Below are 16,975 nucleotides of genomic sequence, written 5' to 3'. Positions count from 1 at the left end.
AGAACGTCGATGCGAGCATGAACAGGCAGCGTGCGCGAGAGCATGCTGCTCCCGCGCACGCCTGACTTACTTGTTACCGAACATCGCGCGCACATCGGCCTTGAAGGCACGATTGCTGTCCGGCCGGCCGTAGAACATGTGGCCACCCGGATAGATCGCCAGCTTCACCCGCTCTGCCTGGCCGAACGCCGGCATCTGGTCGAGGATCATCCGCGACGCGAAGAAGGGGCACGACAGATCGTTGTAGCCATGCGCGATCAGCACATGCATGTTCGGGTCATTCGCGATGGCCTTGCGCAGGTCGGCCACCGGCTTGTCGTCCGGCGAGCCCCGATCCCAGGCTTCGTTCACCTTGTCGGACAGCGCCTCGTAATGCGCATCGGCCTTCCAGCCCACCTCGCGGGTGATGAAATCCACCATGGCACTGGTCGCCGGAGCGATGATCGCCTCCAGGATCGGATCGCCCGACTGCCGGTGGGCCGAGCCCGGGAACGGATCCCATGCGGTCACGTTGGAGTCGTACACACTGCCGATCTTCTTGTCGGCGCGATGGCCTTCGCGCAGGAAGGTACCGATGTCCACACGGCCATCGAGCTTCGCGACCAGCGCGGGATCGAGACCCGTATAGCCGGCCACTTTCTGTACCATGCGGCCCACGGCGCCGGGATCGGAACGCCCGGCCAGGAAGTCCACCACGAAGTCCTTGCGGACGTAGTTTTCGACCTCCTGCACCGCCTGCGGCGAGAACCGGCCCTGCTCTTCGAAGTGACCGGCTGCCATCGACGGCAGGTTGATCATCCAGGGCAGCGGCGACAGCGAATCCCCGTCGCCGATGGCCGCCGGATCGATATACGGCGACACCATCACCAGGCCGTTCACGCCCACGCCCATGCTGGTCTGCAACGTGTAGGCGATGCGAGGCGCGCGATAGCCGCCGTAGCTCTCACCCACCACGTACTTCGGGTCGCGAAGACGGCCGTTCTTCACCAGCCAGTCGTAGACCACGCGGGACAGGTACTTGATGTCCGTCTCGGTGGCGTAGAAGTCCTTCTTGGTGGCGTCGTCGTCTTCCAGCGAGCGGGAGAAACCCGTGCCTACCGGATCGATGAAGACCAGGTCCGTCATGTCGAGCCAGGTGGCCGGATTGTCCTTGGTGACGGCAGCATCGGAAGGCGCATTGCCATCCATGCCGAACTGCACGCGCTTCGGCCCGATGGCCCCCATGTTGAGGTACACCGACGAGGCGCCAGGGCCACCGTTGAAGGCGAACGTCACAGGACGGCCCGGCCCCTTATGCGGCACCACATAGGCCGTATAGACCACTTCGGCGATCTTCTTGCCCTTGTCGTTGCGCACCACGATGGTGCCCACCGTCGCCTCGTAGGACAGGCTGTGCCCATCGACATTCACGCTCTGCCGGATGGTCTTGTCGGCTGGCAGTGGCGGAAGGTCCTGCTCGGGCTTCTTGTCTTCATGCGCCGACGCATCGGGCTTCTTGTCATCCGCAAAAACATGCGGCGATGCAAGCAGGGCGGCGGAGCACAGAATCGTGAACCAACGCAGGCGTTGCCTGCCTGAGAAATACGAAACCCGGGCATCGGGTGAGGGCGATATCGGATACGTCATGGGACATCCAGCAATAAGCGTTCAATGCGTCTGTCCAGGCAATGGACATCCCCTCCATTAACGCCCGGCCAGCTTCCGTGCCCCCGTGCCATTGGTCATACAAGACGATATTTCGACAGGTCACTGCGACAAAACGCCCGGACACATGATCGATCCGCACCGATCTGCCTCGTTCTCAATGCGGCACCGTCTCCAATCACCGATATGAAGACACAAGGTCATGTTTTTAGGACTAATCCTATATGCGTATGCGGCATGTCACCGATAGCTTGGACAGGTGGCTTTCCCCAGGCCACCACACCAGTTACGAGGAATGACCGATCATGAAAGCATCCCGGAAAGCAGCGTTTCTCTCCCTCGCCGCGCTTGCAGCTCCCTTCGCCGAAGCAGGCGATATCGACACCCGCACGCGGCGAACCGTCGCCGATAACCAGCGTTTCAGTGTCGACGTATTCACCGGCGTACTGAACAACCGGTCAACGGAAAGGGTTTATGACGAAGGCCAGCGCCTGAGCCAGTTGAACTGGCGCACACGAGCCGCGCCGGTCATCGGGGCAGACTTCAGGTTCCATATCAACGACCGCTGGTCGTGGGATACCCAGGCATGGACGAGATTGAAGTCGGGCAACACGCTCATGACCGACTATGACTGGCTCGGCAGGGATGCCGGCATCAACGAATGGACCGATTACTCTCGGCATGGCGATACGCGCCTGAAAACGGCTTATGGCCTGGACACACGCGTCGGCTACACCTTCGCCTCGTCGGGTGACTTCGCGTTTCGTGCCGTAGCCGGATATCGACTCAAGAAGCTGGCATGGCATGCCACGAAGGGAAGCTACATCTATTCGTCTTCCGACCCCGAAGAGGCATTCGATCCGGAATCCTTTCGCGACACGGTCGGTTACGACAACGACGGCTCAGGCGTGAAATATACGCAGCGCTGGCGAGCGCCCTACCTCGGCATGGGTACCGATTATCAAAGAGGCAAGCTGACTCTCTCCGGCGAGATCTCAGGTTCGCTGTGGGCGCGCGGCAAGGATCATGACAATCACATCGAACGAGAGTACGTCTCCGGAATGAAAGGCGGCCGTTCGAAGATGATTGCCGCATCGATCAAGGCCGACTACGCCATCGATAGCCGATGGTCACTTTTCGCCCGGACCAGCTACGAGAAGTATTACGAAAAGAAAGGCCTGGGCAAAGGACATATCGAAGGCGAAGCCGTGGCATTCCGTGCCAGCATGTCGAATCGAAGCATGATCGTTAACCTTGGCGCCTCATATCGATTCTGAGCCTCATCTATTTCCGTCTCCTTGACGGAACCCGGCGCAACTGTGGGGAAACAGGGCGCCGGGTGTTTTTTCCCGAATGTTACGATCACTGGGACAACGTACCGCGTGGCGTGCCGGAGGGATCGTAAGAGGACAAGAAGATATCCCAGAACGAGCGCTCGCCGTCGCGCCTTGAGACCGTATCGTCCGTTGTCTGCAATACGCCCTGGCTGACCAGGACGACGCCATTGCCTGAGTATCCAAGCCGGTCGGAGAGATCAGGATGCTCGCTGAAGAAGCCATACCGCGCGTCATCTACGTTGAACGTGTCGGCCTTGTCAGCCGCAGGGGCGCCCGCCGACATCGTACCGATGGTGGCCAGGATGGTCGCCGACAAGCGCAGGGCTTCCCGCCACCCGGGATTCCGGGCGAGGGCCAGCAAGGCATCGGTACTATCCCCAAGGCCCACGCCCACCAGGATGTAGACCCCCGATACCTCGACGATCGCCGCACTTTTCGCCAGCGCGGGTGCAACACCTGCCGACGCCAGGTAGTCGGCGATACTGGCATACAACAGCCCGGAGGTACCCACGACGCCCAGCGTATGACCCACCCCGGGAGCCACAATGGCAAGTACCGAGACGCCGGCCAGCGAAGCCGCATTCCCGACGGATACCACGGCGGCCTTCTGCACAGCCGTCAGCCCCGTACTGACGCTCGCACTCAGCACAACGACACCTCCTCCGAAAGTGGTCACCTTAGCGACCATGGGCCACGACGAAACGACGTCGGCATGCTCTCGCCCTTCATGTCGTATGCCATGCTCCGTGTCGTTGACACGGGATCGTGCCGGTGCAATCGGCGCAGGATTGTCCACGGATGCAGGAGTGGGGGCCCGGGAATCAACGAACGGATATGGCGTTTCCGGAGGTACCGGTACCTGCACAGGCCACAGGGGAAGCGGCCGCATGCGTGCCTCGTCGCTGGCTGTCCAATAAAGGACATCGGCTGCAAAATCGATCGTTCCGGGTGCCACGCGGATATGGTCGGCAACCGCCGCAGGAGCGACACGCCGCCTGACGTAATCGATGAAGTACTCCCTTGTCTGTGTTGACTCGTCAGTCGATAGCGGCAGGTCCGCCACGTAGGCTTGCTGCACCATCCTAGCAAGTTTCCCTACAGCCTTCAGCGCGGCCCGTGGTGGCAGGGTGTCGGCAGGCTGACTGGTTATCCAGCCCGCGAGATAACGTAGATTGGCGTCTGCCTGAAAGCGGTGGGAAAACGTCGCAAGGGTGACGGGCGGCGACGCTTGCTCTTCGTCACCCCGGTACAACGCGGAAAAGACATCAAGAAACTTGAAGGCAGATGCCCGGGCACCGGCATCGGTCGCTACCGGCCCTGCGCGCAGAAGCATATCCATGGCTTCAACACCATTGATTCTGGAGACACCGATGTCGTCGCGCCCCACGTCCCTGTTCAAGGCGTACGTGTGACGCAACAGGACGTCCAGCGATGGCCTCCAGCGAAATGCATCCGCCATCTCCGAGAAGGGCACGGCCAGCTGCCCGTTGATGCCGAACGGACGGAAGAATGTGACCAGCATTCCGTGCGGCACCGGACTTTGCAGGGAGAAGCTTCCATCAGGATGCGCTGTCAAGGAATCCGGATCGCTGTCGTAGTCCCGGCAGAATCGCTTGAACGCGCCATCCTGGCGCAGATCGAGCCATGCAGCCGCCGCAACGTTCTCGGCATCGGATTGCAGGACCGTCTGTTTCTGCGAAGCGACATAGGCAGAAGGAGTGTGGTCCAGAGGAAGATCAAGAGGCATGGGGATAGAAGTGGGCCACATCGGCCGTCACGGCCATTGCCGGTGGATGCTACGCAAGCCCCCTATTCAGACCTGTCGCTTCCTGGCCCCATGGAGTGTAGGCGCGCTGCCCTCAGCGACCTCGGCCTGACACAGGAGTTACTCCGGGGAGAGCACGGACTCCCTTGGAAGGTCCACGCCGCGACGCTGCCGTGTATCGGAGACGATCTGGCCTGCGTCGAGCTTGATCACCCGATCGGCGACATGAAAGTAGCGGTCATCATGACTGATGGCCACGACGGTCTTGCCCTTTGCCTTGAGTTCGGGAAGCAGCGTGCAATAGAAATAGTCGCGGAAATGCACATCCTGGTCGGCGGCCCACTCGTCGAAGAAGAAGATCTCGCGATCCTCGGCGTAGCACTGGAGCAGGGCAAGGCGTTTGCGTTGCCCCGTCGAAAGCGTGATTTTCGATAGCTCGCCGTTCTCTACGCTCACCACAGAGCCAAGACCCAGCGAATCCAGCAAGGCCCTGGTCCGCTCATCAGGTAGCACATCACCCCGATCATCGAGCACATGGGGAAACAGGAAGAAATCGCCGAACACGCCGGTGAACCGGCTACGGTGCCGCCGACGGTCCAGCCCGACCGCGAGACCGTCGACAATGAGCTCACCGGTATGGGGTGTGATCAGCGAGGCCAGAAGGAGTAGAAGTGTGGACTTTCCGCTTCCGTTGCCTCCCACGATAAAAAGAAGCTCGCCTTTGCTGACTTCCAGGTCGAGGGGTCCCAGGGCAATACGCCCATCCATCTCGCCGGGATACGCATAGCTGACGCCACGCAGAGCCATGCTTTGCCATGGTTCGCTTCCGCGATTCACCCGGTGCGACGCAGGCAAGGCATCGCGATCCAGATCAAGACCCACCTTCTGAAGATGGCGAAGGCTGGCCGTCCCTGCACCGACCTGCCTCGCTGCACTGACGATGAAAGCCACCGGCCCGCTCAGGAACAATGCACCGATGACAAAACGGAGCAAAGTCGCCTGCGGCAGCGACAGAACGACATAGCCGAGATAGACGATGACGAATACGGATGCATAGAGCGCGGCCGACGACCAGGCTTCGTTGAAGCCCAGTCCGGTGTGTACCTGGACAGTGAGCCGTCGCGCATGATCAATGGCCGGACGGATCAGCGCCTCCTCGACATGCCTGCCCCGCTCTGTATTGAGCGTCATCTCCTTCTTGCCTTCGCTCAGGAAACGAAAGTATTCGAATACCTTTTCATTGGCCTCACGCAGGCGATCAAAGCCTCGTCGAAGGAATCGTTCCAGCACAAGCGATGCGGCCATGGTGGTACTGAGGAACGCCAGCAGCACGCCGAGCAACGGCAGGGAAATGCTCCCCAGGTACACGGTGTACAGCGCCACCAGGAGCACGTTGTAGGCCAGCAAAGGGGCAACCAGCACCAGCGGTGCGATGCTCGCCACATCCTCGATGAGCGAGCCGAAGATGGTGTGCTTGTCGTTGGCGAGCTTTTCGTACTCCAGTTCGATGAAGCGACGGGAGAGATCCAGGCGAAGCTGCGCCACAAGCTCGCCGCCAAGCCGCGCCAGGATGAACTGCGACACCGTGCTGGCCGCCAGCACCGCAAGCAGCCAGCCGGCACCTGCAAGCAGCGTGCGCACGGGATCGGCAGGCAGCCCGTGGGCGGCCATCTCGTTGATGTGCGAGAGCAGCATCATGGTTGCCAGCGCACTGGTGGCCGACAGCGCCACGGCACCGGAAACCAGTGTCTTATGCCGCAGGATGAAACGTCTCAGGATCATCGATACGTCCATCCCCTCCGGTGGCGTCAGGGGCATCGTGCCAGACGGCTACGAAAATTACCTGCCACGTTTTACATGTAAATTCGGCAAGTTCTCCCATGTCTTTGTCCGGGACTCTTCAGAATGGTCCGATGGCGTCGTCGCAGAAGCGCCCGCTGCGATGCACGTCCTTCTCGTTCCGGGCGCAGACCCATAACACCAGGGAGTACTCCAATGCAGACCGACAAGATCCTTGCGGGTTGGTTGAGTGGTGCCGATAGCGTAGGTGGGTACGACAATCCGGCGGGCTCGCTTTACACCGAGGGCCTGGCCAAGACGATGAACGCGATGACCAACCCCGAAGTGGCCATCGGTACGAACTGCAGCTCGTGTACGGCCTCCCGGCCGGGCTTCTGCTGCTAACTGACCAGCGGTAGTGGCGATAGCCGTGGCAGGCCGCCACGGCTATCTCTCGCCCACACCGGGCACCCTTTCGGGATTCACGGGACAGTCCATGGACGCCTCCGCGCCGCTGAACGCCTTCGCACCGGTCATTGCTTACCTTTCGGCCGACGTGCGTCGGCAGCTCGCCGCGGACATCTCCGCCCAGCCCGGCCTGGACGACACGGAACGCCAACGTGTTGCCGAAGTGGCCGACAAGGCCCTGATATCCAACGCGGAGCGCAAGCTCAACCGCGTCCTGCTTCTGGAACTGCACGCCGCGAAACTCGGCGGCGAACTTCCCGACGGAACGGAACAAGAGCGCTTTGCCGCCTTCATCGAAAAAGCGCTGACCGCCGATTTCATCGCTGCATTAGGTCGCCGCTACCCCGTACTCGCCCCCCGTCTGTTCCGCGCCCTCGACCAGCAACGCCGTGCCATCGTTGCGATGCTCGAACGACTGCACACCGACCGCGACCTGCTCGCCACCTTCGCAGGCACCGACCTCGGCGCGCTGCATACGCTGCATCTTGGCGAAGGCGACGTCCACGAATCGGGACAATCCGTCGCAAAGCTTGGCTTCGCCGGCGGCACGCTGATGTACAAGCCGCGCTCGCTGCGCGTGGACGCCACCCTCGAACGCTTCCTCGAAACGATCTTCCAGGGCGATGCCACGCGTATTCGCGTACCAGCCGTACTCGATCGGGGAAGCTATGGCTGGGCCCATCACGTCGATCATATTTATTGCGCCGACGATGGCGAGCTGACGGTCTTCTACCGCAATATCGGGCATTGGCTGGCCGTGATGCGCCTGTTGGGCGGTACGGATATCCACTACGAAAACCTCATCGCATCGTCCATCACCCCTTACGTGGTGGACGTGGAAAGCCTCTTCGTCATCGAGTTCCCCCTGCCACCAACGGGCAAGGGCGAAGCGGTGGACCTGGCCCAGGAGCTGATCCGTTCGTCGGTACTGCGTACCGGACTGGCGCCGTTCCGTTCGCCGACACTGGGCATGGATGGCGTGGACATTTCCGCCATCGGCGCGTTGCAGGGCGAACAACCGAAGGTGCAGGCGCCCAAGATCATCAACGCGGGCACCACCCAAGCACGCGTGGGGCTCGTCAGCGTCGACATCGATGCCGCCAGGAACCACCCATGCGACAACCCCGACATTTCCCGCTTCTGGGAAGACATCGTCACCGGCTTCCTCACACTGACCGAACGGCTGATGCAGATGCACCGCCGTGGCGCCCTGATGCCCTTGCTGCACGCCTTCGTCGGCTGTCGTATCCGGCAGATCCTGCGCCCCACGCAGGCCTATGTGGAAGTGATGCGGATGCTCTGGCACCCGGCATCGCTGCATGACGAGAAGGCGGCCATCGACCGCGCCAACGACCTGATGACACGCAATGCGCAGGTGATGCCCATGGCACCTTCCGATCCGGCGATCATCGCCTGCGAAATCGATGACCTGCGCTTCGGCGACATTCCGGTGTTCGCCAGCATGCTCGATCGCGCCCAGCTTGACGAAGTATTCCAGGCCTGGGCCAGCATGCGCGTGGAGCTGGAAGAACTGACCATCCGTGGTGCGCTGGTCACGGCGCATCTCAACGTGCGCCTGAACGACGACAAACGCCTCCCCTACGATCTGGCGGCCCGCCAACCGCATGCACGGGATCTGGACCGGCGCCGGAGGGAACTGGCACGACAGACCATCGAGCAGCTCCTGCATCTTTCCGTACGTGGCGACGATGGCACCATCACATGGATCAGCCCTGTGCTCGGCCGCAGCGGCTGGACGATGCGCACGCTGCAACCCAACCTCTACGTCGGCATGAGTGGCATCGCCGTTACGCTGGCGTCCTACATCGAGGAAATGAACAGCGGCCGCGCCGATGCTGTGGAAGGACTGGAGCAAGCCCTTGAAGGTGCCCTTCGCGTACTCAGGGCATCGGAGCGAATAGACGACACCGATGCGGTAGGTGGTTTCGTCGGCCTGGCCTCGCAGGTGCAGGCGTGGCTCACCCTCGACCACCTGCGCCCTGACTCGGGCTACCTGCACGATGCCGTGGAGCAGGCCGCGCGCCTGGAAGCCAGGCAATTCGAAGGCGAACAGATCCTCGACATCCTCGAAGGCGTGAGCGGTGCCATCGTCCCCTTGCTCAACCTTGCCGAAGCCACGCGCGACAGGCGCTGGCTGGCCGTGGCCGCGCGTGCTGGCCGGTATCTGGAATCGACAGCCATCATCGACGAACAGGGCGCGCGCTGGCCGGCCTCCGTATTCGATGAACCCCTGGGTGGCTTCGCTCACGGCGCCACCGGCACCGGCTGGGCATTGACGCGGCTGGGCCTGAGCGATGCGGGAAGTGACGACGATCGCCATCGCTGGCTTGCCCTGGGTGAGCTGGCGTTCGACTTCGAGGAATCCCTCTACCACGAGCCGTCGGCAAACTGGCTCGATGTCCGCAAGCCGGAGAGCCGCGACTTCGCCGACAGCTGGTGTCATGGCAGCGTCGGCATCGGTTTCGCCGCATGCGATCTTTACGAACGCACACGCCACCCGCGTCATCTGCATGCGTTGCGCCGCGCCGTCGCCGCCGCTGCGCGCGGTGGCTGGGGCCACAGCCATACGCTATGCCACGGCGACCTCAGCACCTGGGAACTACTGGAGCGCGCTGCGCATATCGATCCGTCGCTGGTGCCCGTAGCCGCCATGCCCGGCATGGCCCTGATCCTCTCCAGCATCGAGGAACACGGCATCGTCGGTGGCCTCGCGCGAGATGCCTACAATCCGGGGCTGATGAGTGGCGTGTCCGGCTCGATCCTGCAGCTGTGCCGCATGCATCGGGACAGCCGCATTCCTTCGCCATTGCTGATGGAATATCGCATGCAGGCCACGTCAGCGGCCATGCGCAGGGAGCGTGAAATCGAAAGCGCCTGATGTGGAACAGGATCATGCCCGTCGTTGAGCGACGGGCATGATCGACCGCATCACTCCGCGCGGATGACGGCGGAATCGCCCGCCCCTGTCACCGACACCTTGCTGCCGGCCTGCAGACCCTGCACCTGCGGACCCGGCTGCACCAGGCTTACGGTACGACCATCGTCCATCTTCACGCTCACCATGTAGTGCGCGGACGGACCCTGCCCGGCGACATTGCCGCCGATCTGATCGCCGGTGTCCGCTGCATTGCGAGCCACCACCTGTTCGGTCACACCACCGCCGAGCTTACCGAGCGACAGGCCACCCAGGAGCGCGCCGACACCGCGGCCGACCTTGCGACCCTGTTTGTGCTGGTCGCTTTCGTCATCGCCACGGTTGTCGATGGGCTTGATCTGCATGACGACGCCATGGCGCACATCGTCAGCCAGGACGAGGGAAGGAGCGAGCGCAAGAGCCGCCAGGAGGGCGGCAAAGATCCATTTCATACGTCACCTGAGAGCGGTTGCGGGAGGTGCGCCCGTACGCCGGGCGCCGGCGTACATCAGCTCTTCTTCGGCTTGCCCCAGCTGCTCATGTAAGGCTTACAGCGTTCGCCGTTGAATTTGTAGTCGTCGATGATGCCGTCGCGATTGGCGAAGAACACCACGACGCAATGCGTCTGGGCGGGTACCCAGTAGTCGTAGTAGGAAATGGTCTGCATCACGCCACCGGGCGTGGGGCCTGCCCCCAGCGTGCTGGTGGAACCCTTCGCGTGATAGGCCTCGGTACCGAAGTGATACTCGTAGGCGGTGGCACCATTTTCCATTTCGGTCTGCTGGAAGCCGCGATCGACGGGCCACTGCATCAGCAGATCGGCGGCCTCATGCCCGATCCAGGCATCGGCCACGGCCGATGCACCACGGGTATCCGCGGTACCGGCGAGGGTGGCAAACGAAAAGCCGCTGGCCAGCAGGCCCACGACGAAGGCACGGATCACATGCTTGGTCATATCCCTATTTCCCCTTTTCCAACGGCGCGATGATAGCCAGCAATTCCCTTGCTTCGCCACCCCGGCGTTCCGGACACCCACGTTACGGTGTCGGAGGGTCAGCGCCGGGCGACGGCCATGAGGGCTGCCGCCCGGTGAAACCGGTCAGAAGAACTTGTAGTTGAACGACACCGTCCAGGTGGAGCCCGGCGCGTAGTAGAGATTGCTGGCGTCATCGAGCACGAAATACTTCCGGTTCAACAGGTTGTCGCCGTTGAACTGCACGGAGGCGTGATCGTCGAACGCGTAGCGGGCCATGGCGCCGACCAGGGTCTGCGATGACTGATACAGCCGGATCACGCCGTGACCGTCATCGATATCGGCCTTGGACGGCCCCTGCCAGTTCACGCCGCCACCCACGGTCAGGCCGCTCCATGCTCCCGGCAGCGTGTAGGTGCTGAACACGCGGACCAGCGTGCGTGGCAGCGATGGGCGAAGTGCGCCGCCATCCGGCGACTTCACGTTGAAATGCGACCAGCCCAGCGTGCCGTTCCAGTTGCTCGTGAGTGCGCCGGATGCCTCGAACTCGTAGCCTCGCGAGCGCGTGCCATCCACAGAGCGGTAAGCCTGCGTGGTGCCGTCGGGCAGGTAGACGCCGGGCAACGCATCGGCTACGTGATCCTGCCGGGTATCGAAGAACACCAGCGAGGTATTGAGCGCCCCGTCGAAGTGATGTCCCTTGATGCCAATCTCGCGGCTGGTACCCAATACCGGCTGAAGATAGCTTCCATCTGCCCGGCGGTTGTTCTGCGGGTCGAAGATCTGCGTGTAACTGACGAATGTAGAGTAATCGGGAGTGATGTCGTAGATCAGGCCGGCATACGGGATCGTCTTGCTGGCTTTCAGGTGATAAATACCAGACGTGCTGTCGTTGGTATCGTTCTTCCAACGAGCATAGCGCGCACCGACCACCAGCTTGAGCGGATCGGCGAGACTGAGGCGGGCTGCCGCGTATGCACCGCTTTGCTCCGTCCGGGCGATGGACACGCGTTCGCTGGACGACGAAAAATCCGGGTACGGATAGTTGCCATTCCATGCCAGGAAATTGCCGATATCCGGAAGATCGCCGTGCGGGTAATCAAAGTAGTCGGTGCGATAGTGCGAATCGGTAAGGCCTACGACCAGTTCATGCTCACGGCCGAAGGCCGAGAAGGGGCCAGATGCGTAGACATCCACGTTGTTCTGGCTGCCGCGCTGGAAACTCTTGTAGGCATAGGGAGTGAGTCCTTCGCCCGTCTGCCGGTCCGGTGCGCCAAAAACGTAGAACAGCGCCGAGTCGGCATTCGTCTTGCGATGGCTTGCCATGGCATGGATCTGCCAGCCGTTGTCGAAGCTGTGTTTCAGATCGACGAAGCCCGTCTGCGTGGTGTTGTTCCAGTGGGTCCAGTCCGCAGCCGAAGAGAAGCCGCGCGGCCATTTAATGAAGCCCCCGTCGGAGAACAGCACGGGATACGAGCCCCATGTCACCCCTGTGGGACGCGTCTTCTGCCAGTCGTAGCCCACGCTGAGCGTCGTGTTCTCGTCCAGGTCCGCATCGATCACACCATAGGCCACGTTCTTCTGGCTGTGATAACGATCAATATAGGAGTCGCCATCCTGATGCGCCGCCACGAAGCGGCCACGCACGCTGCCCGAGGCGTTGAGCGGTGTAGACGCATCGACCGTCTCGCGTTGCGTATTCCACGAACCGTAGCTCACGGAAACATCGGCCTCCGGCGTACGGCTGTCCGCATGCTTGCGCACGAAGTTGATCATGGCCGACGGGCTACCCGCGCCGCTCAGCAGGCCGGTGGCACCACGCACGACTTCGATGCGCTCGTAGATCGACGGGTCCAGCGACGAATCGGCCGAACTGATGTTGAGGCTGGATGCAATGGGCACGCCATCGTACGACATGTTTTCGATCTGGAAACCACGCGACCAGAACACCACGCGCTCGGAATCGTAGGCGGTGGAATTCACGCCGGTCGTATTGTCCAGCACGGCGCGAAGGCTGGTGAGGTTCTGGTCCTTGATGCGCTGCTCGGTGATGACGCTGATGGACTGCGGCGTGTCCTGTAGCGTGAGTGGCAATCGTGTGGTGGCTGCGGATTCGTTGACTGTATAAGTGGGCGCGGATTGGCCCTGCACCTTGACCGCGTCGAGCGTCGTGGCTTTCTTGCTCCTTCCATCATGACTGTCACCTTCCGTGGCGGATTGCGCATGCGCGACCACTGGCAGCGCTGCTGCCAAAGCGAGACAAAGCAAGGAAGGCCGGAAATGGCCCTGAAGACGATGAGACATGCTGTAAACCCCGAGAAGCGGAAAGCCCGGGACGCTCACGCAGAGCGCCCGTGTATGTCACGACTGGGGCTTGCCTGGGAGCTGGCTCATCGTTTGGGCGGCGATGTTAACAGATTGAGAAAGCCACGCCCCAACCGCCTCCATGATCCGGCGCGCAGCCGGCCATCTGTAGGAGCGCGCCTCGCGCGCGACCGGGGTATCGCGACAACCGGTCGCGCGCGAGGCGCGCTCCTACAGGGGGCTGGGTCACGGAAATGACGTTGCCTTCAATCTGGTCACCAGTTCGCAAGAAATCTGAAGTCGTCCGTATATTATTCCGGCCTACCGTGCGCATCCGCAGCCTTTCTTGCGGATCTCGTCCGCTCATAGCCAGGGAAAAACATGGAATCTCTTGTCCGGCGCCGCACGCTGTGCGTGGCCATAGCCGCGTTGTTCGCCGTTGGTGGCGTCCACGCCCAGAACACCTCTTCTTCCATGAGCGGCCGCGTGCTGGACGCCAGCGGGGCGCCTGTCGTGGGCAGCTCCGTGAAGATCGTTCACGTTCCCTCGGGGACAACCCGCGAAGTGACGACCGACGCCGATGGCCGTTACCGGGCCCAGGGCCTGCGCCTGGGCGGCCCGTTCGAGGTGATCGCCACCACGCCCTCCGGCACGGCCGAGCGTGATGGGGTATACCTCCAACTGGCTCAGGACACCAATCTCGACCTGTCCCTGGCCACCCCGGCCTCTACGGCGACCAACCTGGAAAACGTGCAGGTGCACGCCAACGCCTCCGACGTGGCGATGGCCCAGACCTTCAATGCCGACAACAAGGGCATGGGCGTGCGCGTGTCGCGCCAGCAGCTGGACGTGCTGCCGGTGCCGAACCGCTCGATCCAGGATATCGCCCGCCTGAATCCCACCATTAACATCACCAACAAGAGCAAGGGCGAAATCTCGGCCCTGGGCCAGAACAGCCGCTACAACAACATCACCATCGACTCGGTGCCGACGAACGACTCGTTCGGCCTGGAAGACAACGGCCTCCCCGCGCTGAACCAGCCGGTGTCGCTGGATGCCATCGAGGCCTACAACATCTCCACGGCCAACTACGACGTGGCGAACAAGCGGGCCGTGGGCGCGAACATCAATATCGTGACCAAGAGCGGCACGAACGACTTCCACGGCTCCACCTACTATGTGTATCGCAATGCCTCCAACATGGTGGGCGACGATCGCGCCGGCAACGAATTCAAGGGCTACACCCGCCAGTGGACGGCCGGCGCCACCTTCGGCGGACCGATCATCAAGGACAAGCTGTTCTTCTTCGCCAGCCTGGAGAAGTCGAAGACGGTAGCGGCAGCACCCAATTTCGGCCCGCTGGGCTCGGGCAAGGGCAATATCGTGCCCATCAGCCAGGCCGACATCGACCGGATCTCGTCCATCGCCTCGCGACTAGGCATGAACCCCGGTACGGCCACGGCCAGCGGCGCCAACCAGGAAGAGAAGCGCGGACTGTTCAAGATCGACTGGAACATCGCCGATGGCCACCGCGTGAGCTTGCGCTACGACAAGACCAAGAGCGAGCAGCCCAACCTTAATGGCTACAGCACCTCGTCGACCTCGCCCAGCCTCAGCCTCTCCAGCTACTGGTTCACCAAGCACCGTGAGGACTCCCAGTGGGTGCTCAACGCGTACGACGAGTGGAATGACAGCTTCTCCACCGAAGGCTCATTCTCGTACTCCAAGTACGACGCCTCACCGACGGTGGCCACGCGCCAGCCGCAGGTACGCGTGTATACCAACGGCACGATCACGGGTAACACCATCACCGGTCCGTCAGTGAACCTGGGTGAGGAAGAGTTCCGCCACTACAACATCCTTGGCATCCGTTCCTACAACGGCTTCTTCGCCGGCACCTGGAACGTGGGCGACCATTCGATCAAGGCCGGTGTGGATTACCAGCGGGACGAGTTCTACAACCTTTTCGGCCGCACCGAGTTCGGCGCCTATGTGTTCCCGAGCATCGACGCCTTTGCCAACCGCAACTACTTCAGCTACTCGGTATACCGCCCCACCGATGGCGACCTTTCGAGTATCGCGGCGAAGTGGGACCTGACCCAGTGGGGCTTCTTCGCCCAGGACACCTGGCAGCTCGGCAACCTCTCGCTCCAGTACGGCCTGCGCTACGACCTGCCCAAGGTGAGCAACTCGCCGATGGCCAACCCCGTGTTCAACGCGGCGTTCCCCGGCTACCCCAACAACGCGACGATCGACGGCAACGGCGTGCTGGAACCCCGCGCCTCGTTCAACTACGCCTTCGACACCGAGCGCGCCACGCAGCTGCGCGGCGGCATCGGCCTGTCCGAAGGTGCCCCTCCGGGCGTGTGGCTGTCCAACCCGTATACGAACAACGGCCTGTCGCTGACCAGCTACTCGGCATCGAACGGCACGGGCTTCAGCGCCGATCCGTCGAACCCGCTGATTCCGTCCAACGTGCGCAAGGGCGGCTCGCCCGAGGTGGACGTCACCGATCGCAACTTCAAGATGCCCACGGTGTGGAAGGCCAGCCTGGGCTTCGATCACCAGCTGCCCTGGTCGAACCTGGTGCTCACCGCCGAAGTCGAGCATCTTGAGACCAAGAACGCCGTGCGCTTCCAGGATCTCAACCTCGGCGCCGCCACCGGCGCACTGCCGGACGGTCGCCAGAGTTACTGGACCACGACCGATCCAGCCGCCTTCCGCACCGTGGGCAAGAGCGCTTCGGGGCAGGCGATCTGCGCCACGCAGAGCGGCATCTGCGCGTCGCCGCGCGCCAATCGCGACCCGCGCTTCGGCAACGTGATCTACCTGAGCAATACCAGCCAGGGCCAGGCCACCTACGGCACCTTGCAGCTGTCCAAGCCGTTCACATCCGACTCCGACTGGTCCGGCTCGCTGGGCTTCGTGTTCGGCAGCTCCAAGGACGTGAGCTCGGGCAACGAGAAGGTAGCCGCCAGCACGTGGGCCAACGATGCCGTGTTCAATCCCAACGCCGACGCCACCGGTCACAGCAACTTCGAGATCCAGCGCCGCATCATTGCCTCGCTGAGCTGGCAGCATCGCTTCTTCGGTGATTACAACACCAGCATCTCGGCGTTCTACGACGGCCACACCGGCCAGCCGTACAGCTGGGTGTTCGGCAACGACGTCAGCGGCATCGCCGCCACCGGCACGTCGTCACCGCTGGGCCTGGCCTATATCCCGAAGCCGGGCGAGGTGCTGTTCCAGCAGGGTACCAAGCAAGCGGTGATCGACCAGTTCTACAGCTACATCGGTCGCGACAGCTACCTGAAGGATCGCCAGGGCCACGTGGCCCAGCGCAATGCCGCGCACTCGCCGTGGGTCAACGAGGTGGATCTCTCCATCCGCCAGGAAATCCCCGGCCTGTTCAAGGGCAACAAGGGTGAGCTGCGCCTGGACATCTTCAACGTCACCAACCTCATCAACAAGCGCTGGGGACAGGTGCGCGACATCGGTTATCCCTACATGCGCAGCCTGGCGAACTTTGCCGGCGTTGACCCGACGACGGGCAAGTACGTCTATGCGCTGCCGGTGGATGCACGTGGCAACTACAACCCCGGCACGTACGTCACGGAAGACGACCGCGCCCAGTCCCGCTGGTCGCTCCAGCTGACGGCCCGCTACACGTTCTAACCGTGCCCTGTAGGAGCGCGCCCTGCGCGCGACCGGTTCTCGCGATAACCCGGTCGCGCGCAAGGCGCGCTCCTACAAATACGGGCTTCATGCTA

General features: G+C 62.4%; 10 protein-coding genes. 4 read left to right on the top strand and 6 right to left on the bottom strand.

Features of this window, described 5'->3' with window-relative positions:
- Positions 1–66 precede the first annotated feature (66 nt).
- Complete coding sequence (locus HBF25_RS18045; protein ID WP_166950905.1) at positions 67–1,626, bottom strand: S10 family peptidase; 1,560 nt, start codon at positions 1,624–1,626, stop codon at positions 67–69.
- Positions 1,627–1,949: 323 nt separating this feature from the next.
- Between HBF25_RS18045 and HBF25_RS18040 the strand changes: the two genes are divergently transcribed.
- Positions 1,950–2,921 carry an omptin family outer membrane protease gene (locus HBF25_RS18040; protein ID WP_166950902.1) on the top strand — a complete coding sequence of 324 codons (972 nt, stop codon included), beginning with the start codon at positions 1,950–1,952 and terminating at the stop codon, positions 2,919–2,921.
- 85 nt (positions 2,922–3,006) lie between these two features.
- On the opposite strand, the gene HBF25_RS18035 is transcribed toward HBF25_RS18040, so the two are convergent.
- Complete coding sequence (locus HBF25_RS18035) at positions 3,007–4,728, bottom strand: hypothetical protein (protein WP_166950900.1); 1,722 nt, start codon at positions 4,726–4,728, stop codon at positions 3,007–3,009.
- Between the two features lie 138 nt (positions 4,729–4,866).
- A complete protein-coding gene (locus HBF25_RS18030; RefSeq protein ID WP_166950897.1) occupies positions 4,867–6,528 on the bottom strand; it encodes a cyclic peptide export ABC transporter in 1,662 nt (553 codons plus the stop codon).
- Between the two features lie 213 nt (positions 6,529–6,741).
- On the opposite strand from HBF25_RS18030, the gene HBF25_RS18025 reads away from it, so the two are divergent.
- Both HBF25_RS18025 and HBF25_RS18020 read left to right on the top strand, forming a co-directional pair.
- On the top strand, positions 6,742–6,930 hold the full coding sequence (locus HBF25_RS18025) for a DUF6229 family protein (protein ID WP_166950894.1): 189 nt from the start codon (positions 6,742–6,744) through the stop codon (positions 6,928–6,930).
- 25 nt (positions 6,931–6,955) lie between these two features.
- Positions 6,956–9,892, top strand: coding sequence for a type 2 lanthipeptide synthetase LanM family protein (locus HBF25_RS18020; RefSeq protein ID WP_166950891.1), 2,937 nt, complete (start codon positions 6,956–6,958; stop codon positions 9,890–9,892).
- Between the two features lie 50 nt (positions 9,893–9,942).
- On the opposite strand, the gene HBF25_RS18015 is transcribed toward HBF25_RS18020, so the two are convergent.
- The 3 genes from HBF25_RS18015 to HBF25_RS18005 form a co-directional block, all read right to left on the bottom strand.
- A complete protein-coding gene (locus HBF25_RS18015) occupies positions 9,943–10,380 on the bottom strand; it encodes a hypothetical protein (protein ID WP_166950888.1) in 438 nt (145 codons plus the stop codon).
- Positions 10,381–10,436: 56 nt separating this feature from the next.
- On the bottom strand, positions 10,437–10,883 hold the full coding sequence (locus HBF25_RS18010) for a hypothetical protein (RefSeq protein WP_166950885.1): 447 nt from the start codon (positions 10,881–10,883) through the stop codon (positions 10,437–10,439).
- 144 nt (positions 10,884–11,027) lie between these two features.
- On the bottom strand, positions 11,028–13,205 hold the full coding sequence (locus tag HBF25_RS18005; RefSeq protein WP_166950882.1) for a TonB-dependent siderophore receptor: 2,178 nt from the start codon (positions 13,203–13,205) through the stop codon (positions 11,028–11,030).
- A gap of 381 nt (positions 13,206–13,586) precedes the next feature.
- Here HBF25_RS18005 and HBF25_RS18000 point away from each other — a divergent pair, with 381 nt between their 5' ends.
- Positions 13,587–16,880 (top strand): TonB-dependent receptor, encoded by a 3,294-nt coding sequence (locus HBF25_RS18000; RefSeq protein ID WP_166950879.1) that lies wholly within the window; start codon positions 13,587–13,589, stop codon positions 16,878–16,880.
- Positions 16,881–16,975 lie beyond the last annotated feature (95 nt).

The sequence above is a fragment of the Luteibacter anthropi genome (genome assembly GCF_011759365.1).
In the GTDB taxonomy this organism is placed as follows: Bacteria; Pseudomonadota; Gammaproteobacteria; order Xanthomonadales; family Rhodanobacteraceae; genus Luteibacter; species Luteibacter anthropi.
The sequence above is the reverse complement of the archived record's forward strand: the minus strand, read 5'-3'. Positions and strand labels throughout refer to the sequence as shown.

Excerpts from the sequence above, each read along its gene's own strand:
- HBF25_RS18045 (WP_166950905.1), bottom strand. The coding sequence starts at position 1,626 with ATGACGTATCCGATATCGCCCTCACCCGATGCCCGGGTTTCGTATTTC.
- HBF25_RS18040 (WP_166950902.1), top strand. The coding sequence starts at position 1,950 with ATGAAAGCATCCCGGAAAGCAGCGTTTCTCTCCCTCGCCGCGCTTGCA.
- HBF25_RS18035 (WP_166950900.1), bottom strand. The coding sequence starts at position 4,728 with ATGCCTCTTGATCTTCCTCTGGACCACACTCCTTCTGCCTATGTCGCT.
- HBF25_RS18030 (WP_166950897.1), bottom strand. The coding sequence starts at position 6,528 with ATGATCCTGAGACGTTTCATCCTGCGGCATAAGACACTGGTTTCCGGT.
- HBF25_RS18025 (WP_166950894.1), top strand. The coding sequence starts at position 6,742 with ATGCAGACCGACAAGATCCTTGCGGGTTGGTTGAGTGGTGCCGATAGC.
- HBF25_RS18015 (WP_166950888.1), bottom strand. The coding sequence starts at position 10,380 with ATGAAATGGATCTTTGCCGCCCTCCTGGCGGCTCTTGCGCTCGCTCCT.
- HBF25_RS18010 (WP_166950885.1), bottom strand. The coding sequence starts at position 10,883 with ATGACCAAGCATGTGATCCGTGCCTTCGTCGTGGGCCTGCTGGCCAGC.
- HBF25_RS18005 (WP_166950882.1), bottom strand. The coding sequence starts at position 13,205 with ATGTCTCATCGTCTTCAGGGCCATTTCCGGCCTTCCTTGCTTTGTCTC.
- HBF25_RS18000 (WP_166950879.1), top strand. The coding sequence starts at position 13,587 with ATGGAATCTCTTGTCCGGCGCCGCACGCTGTGCGTGGCCATAGCCGCG.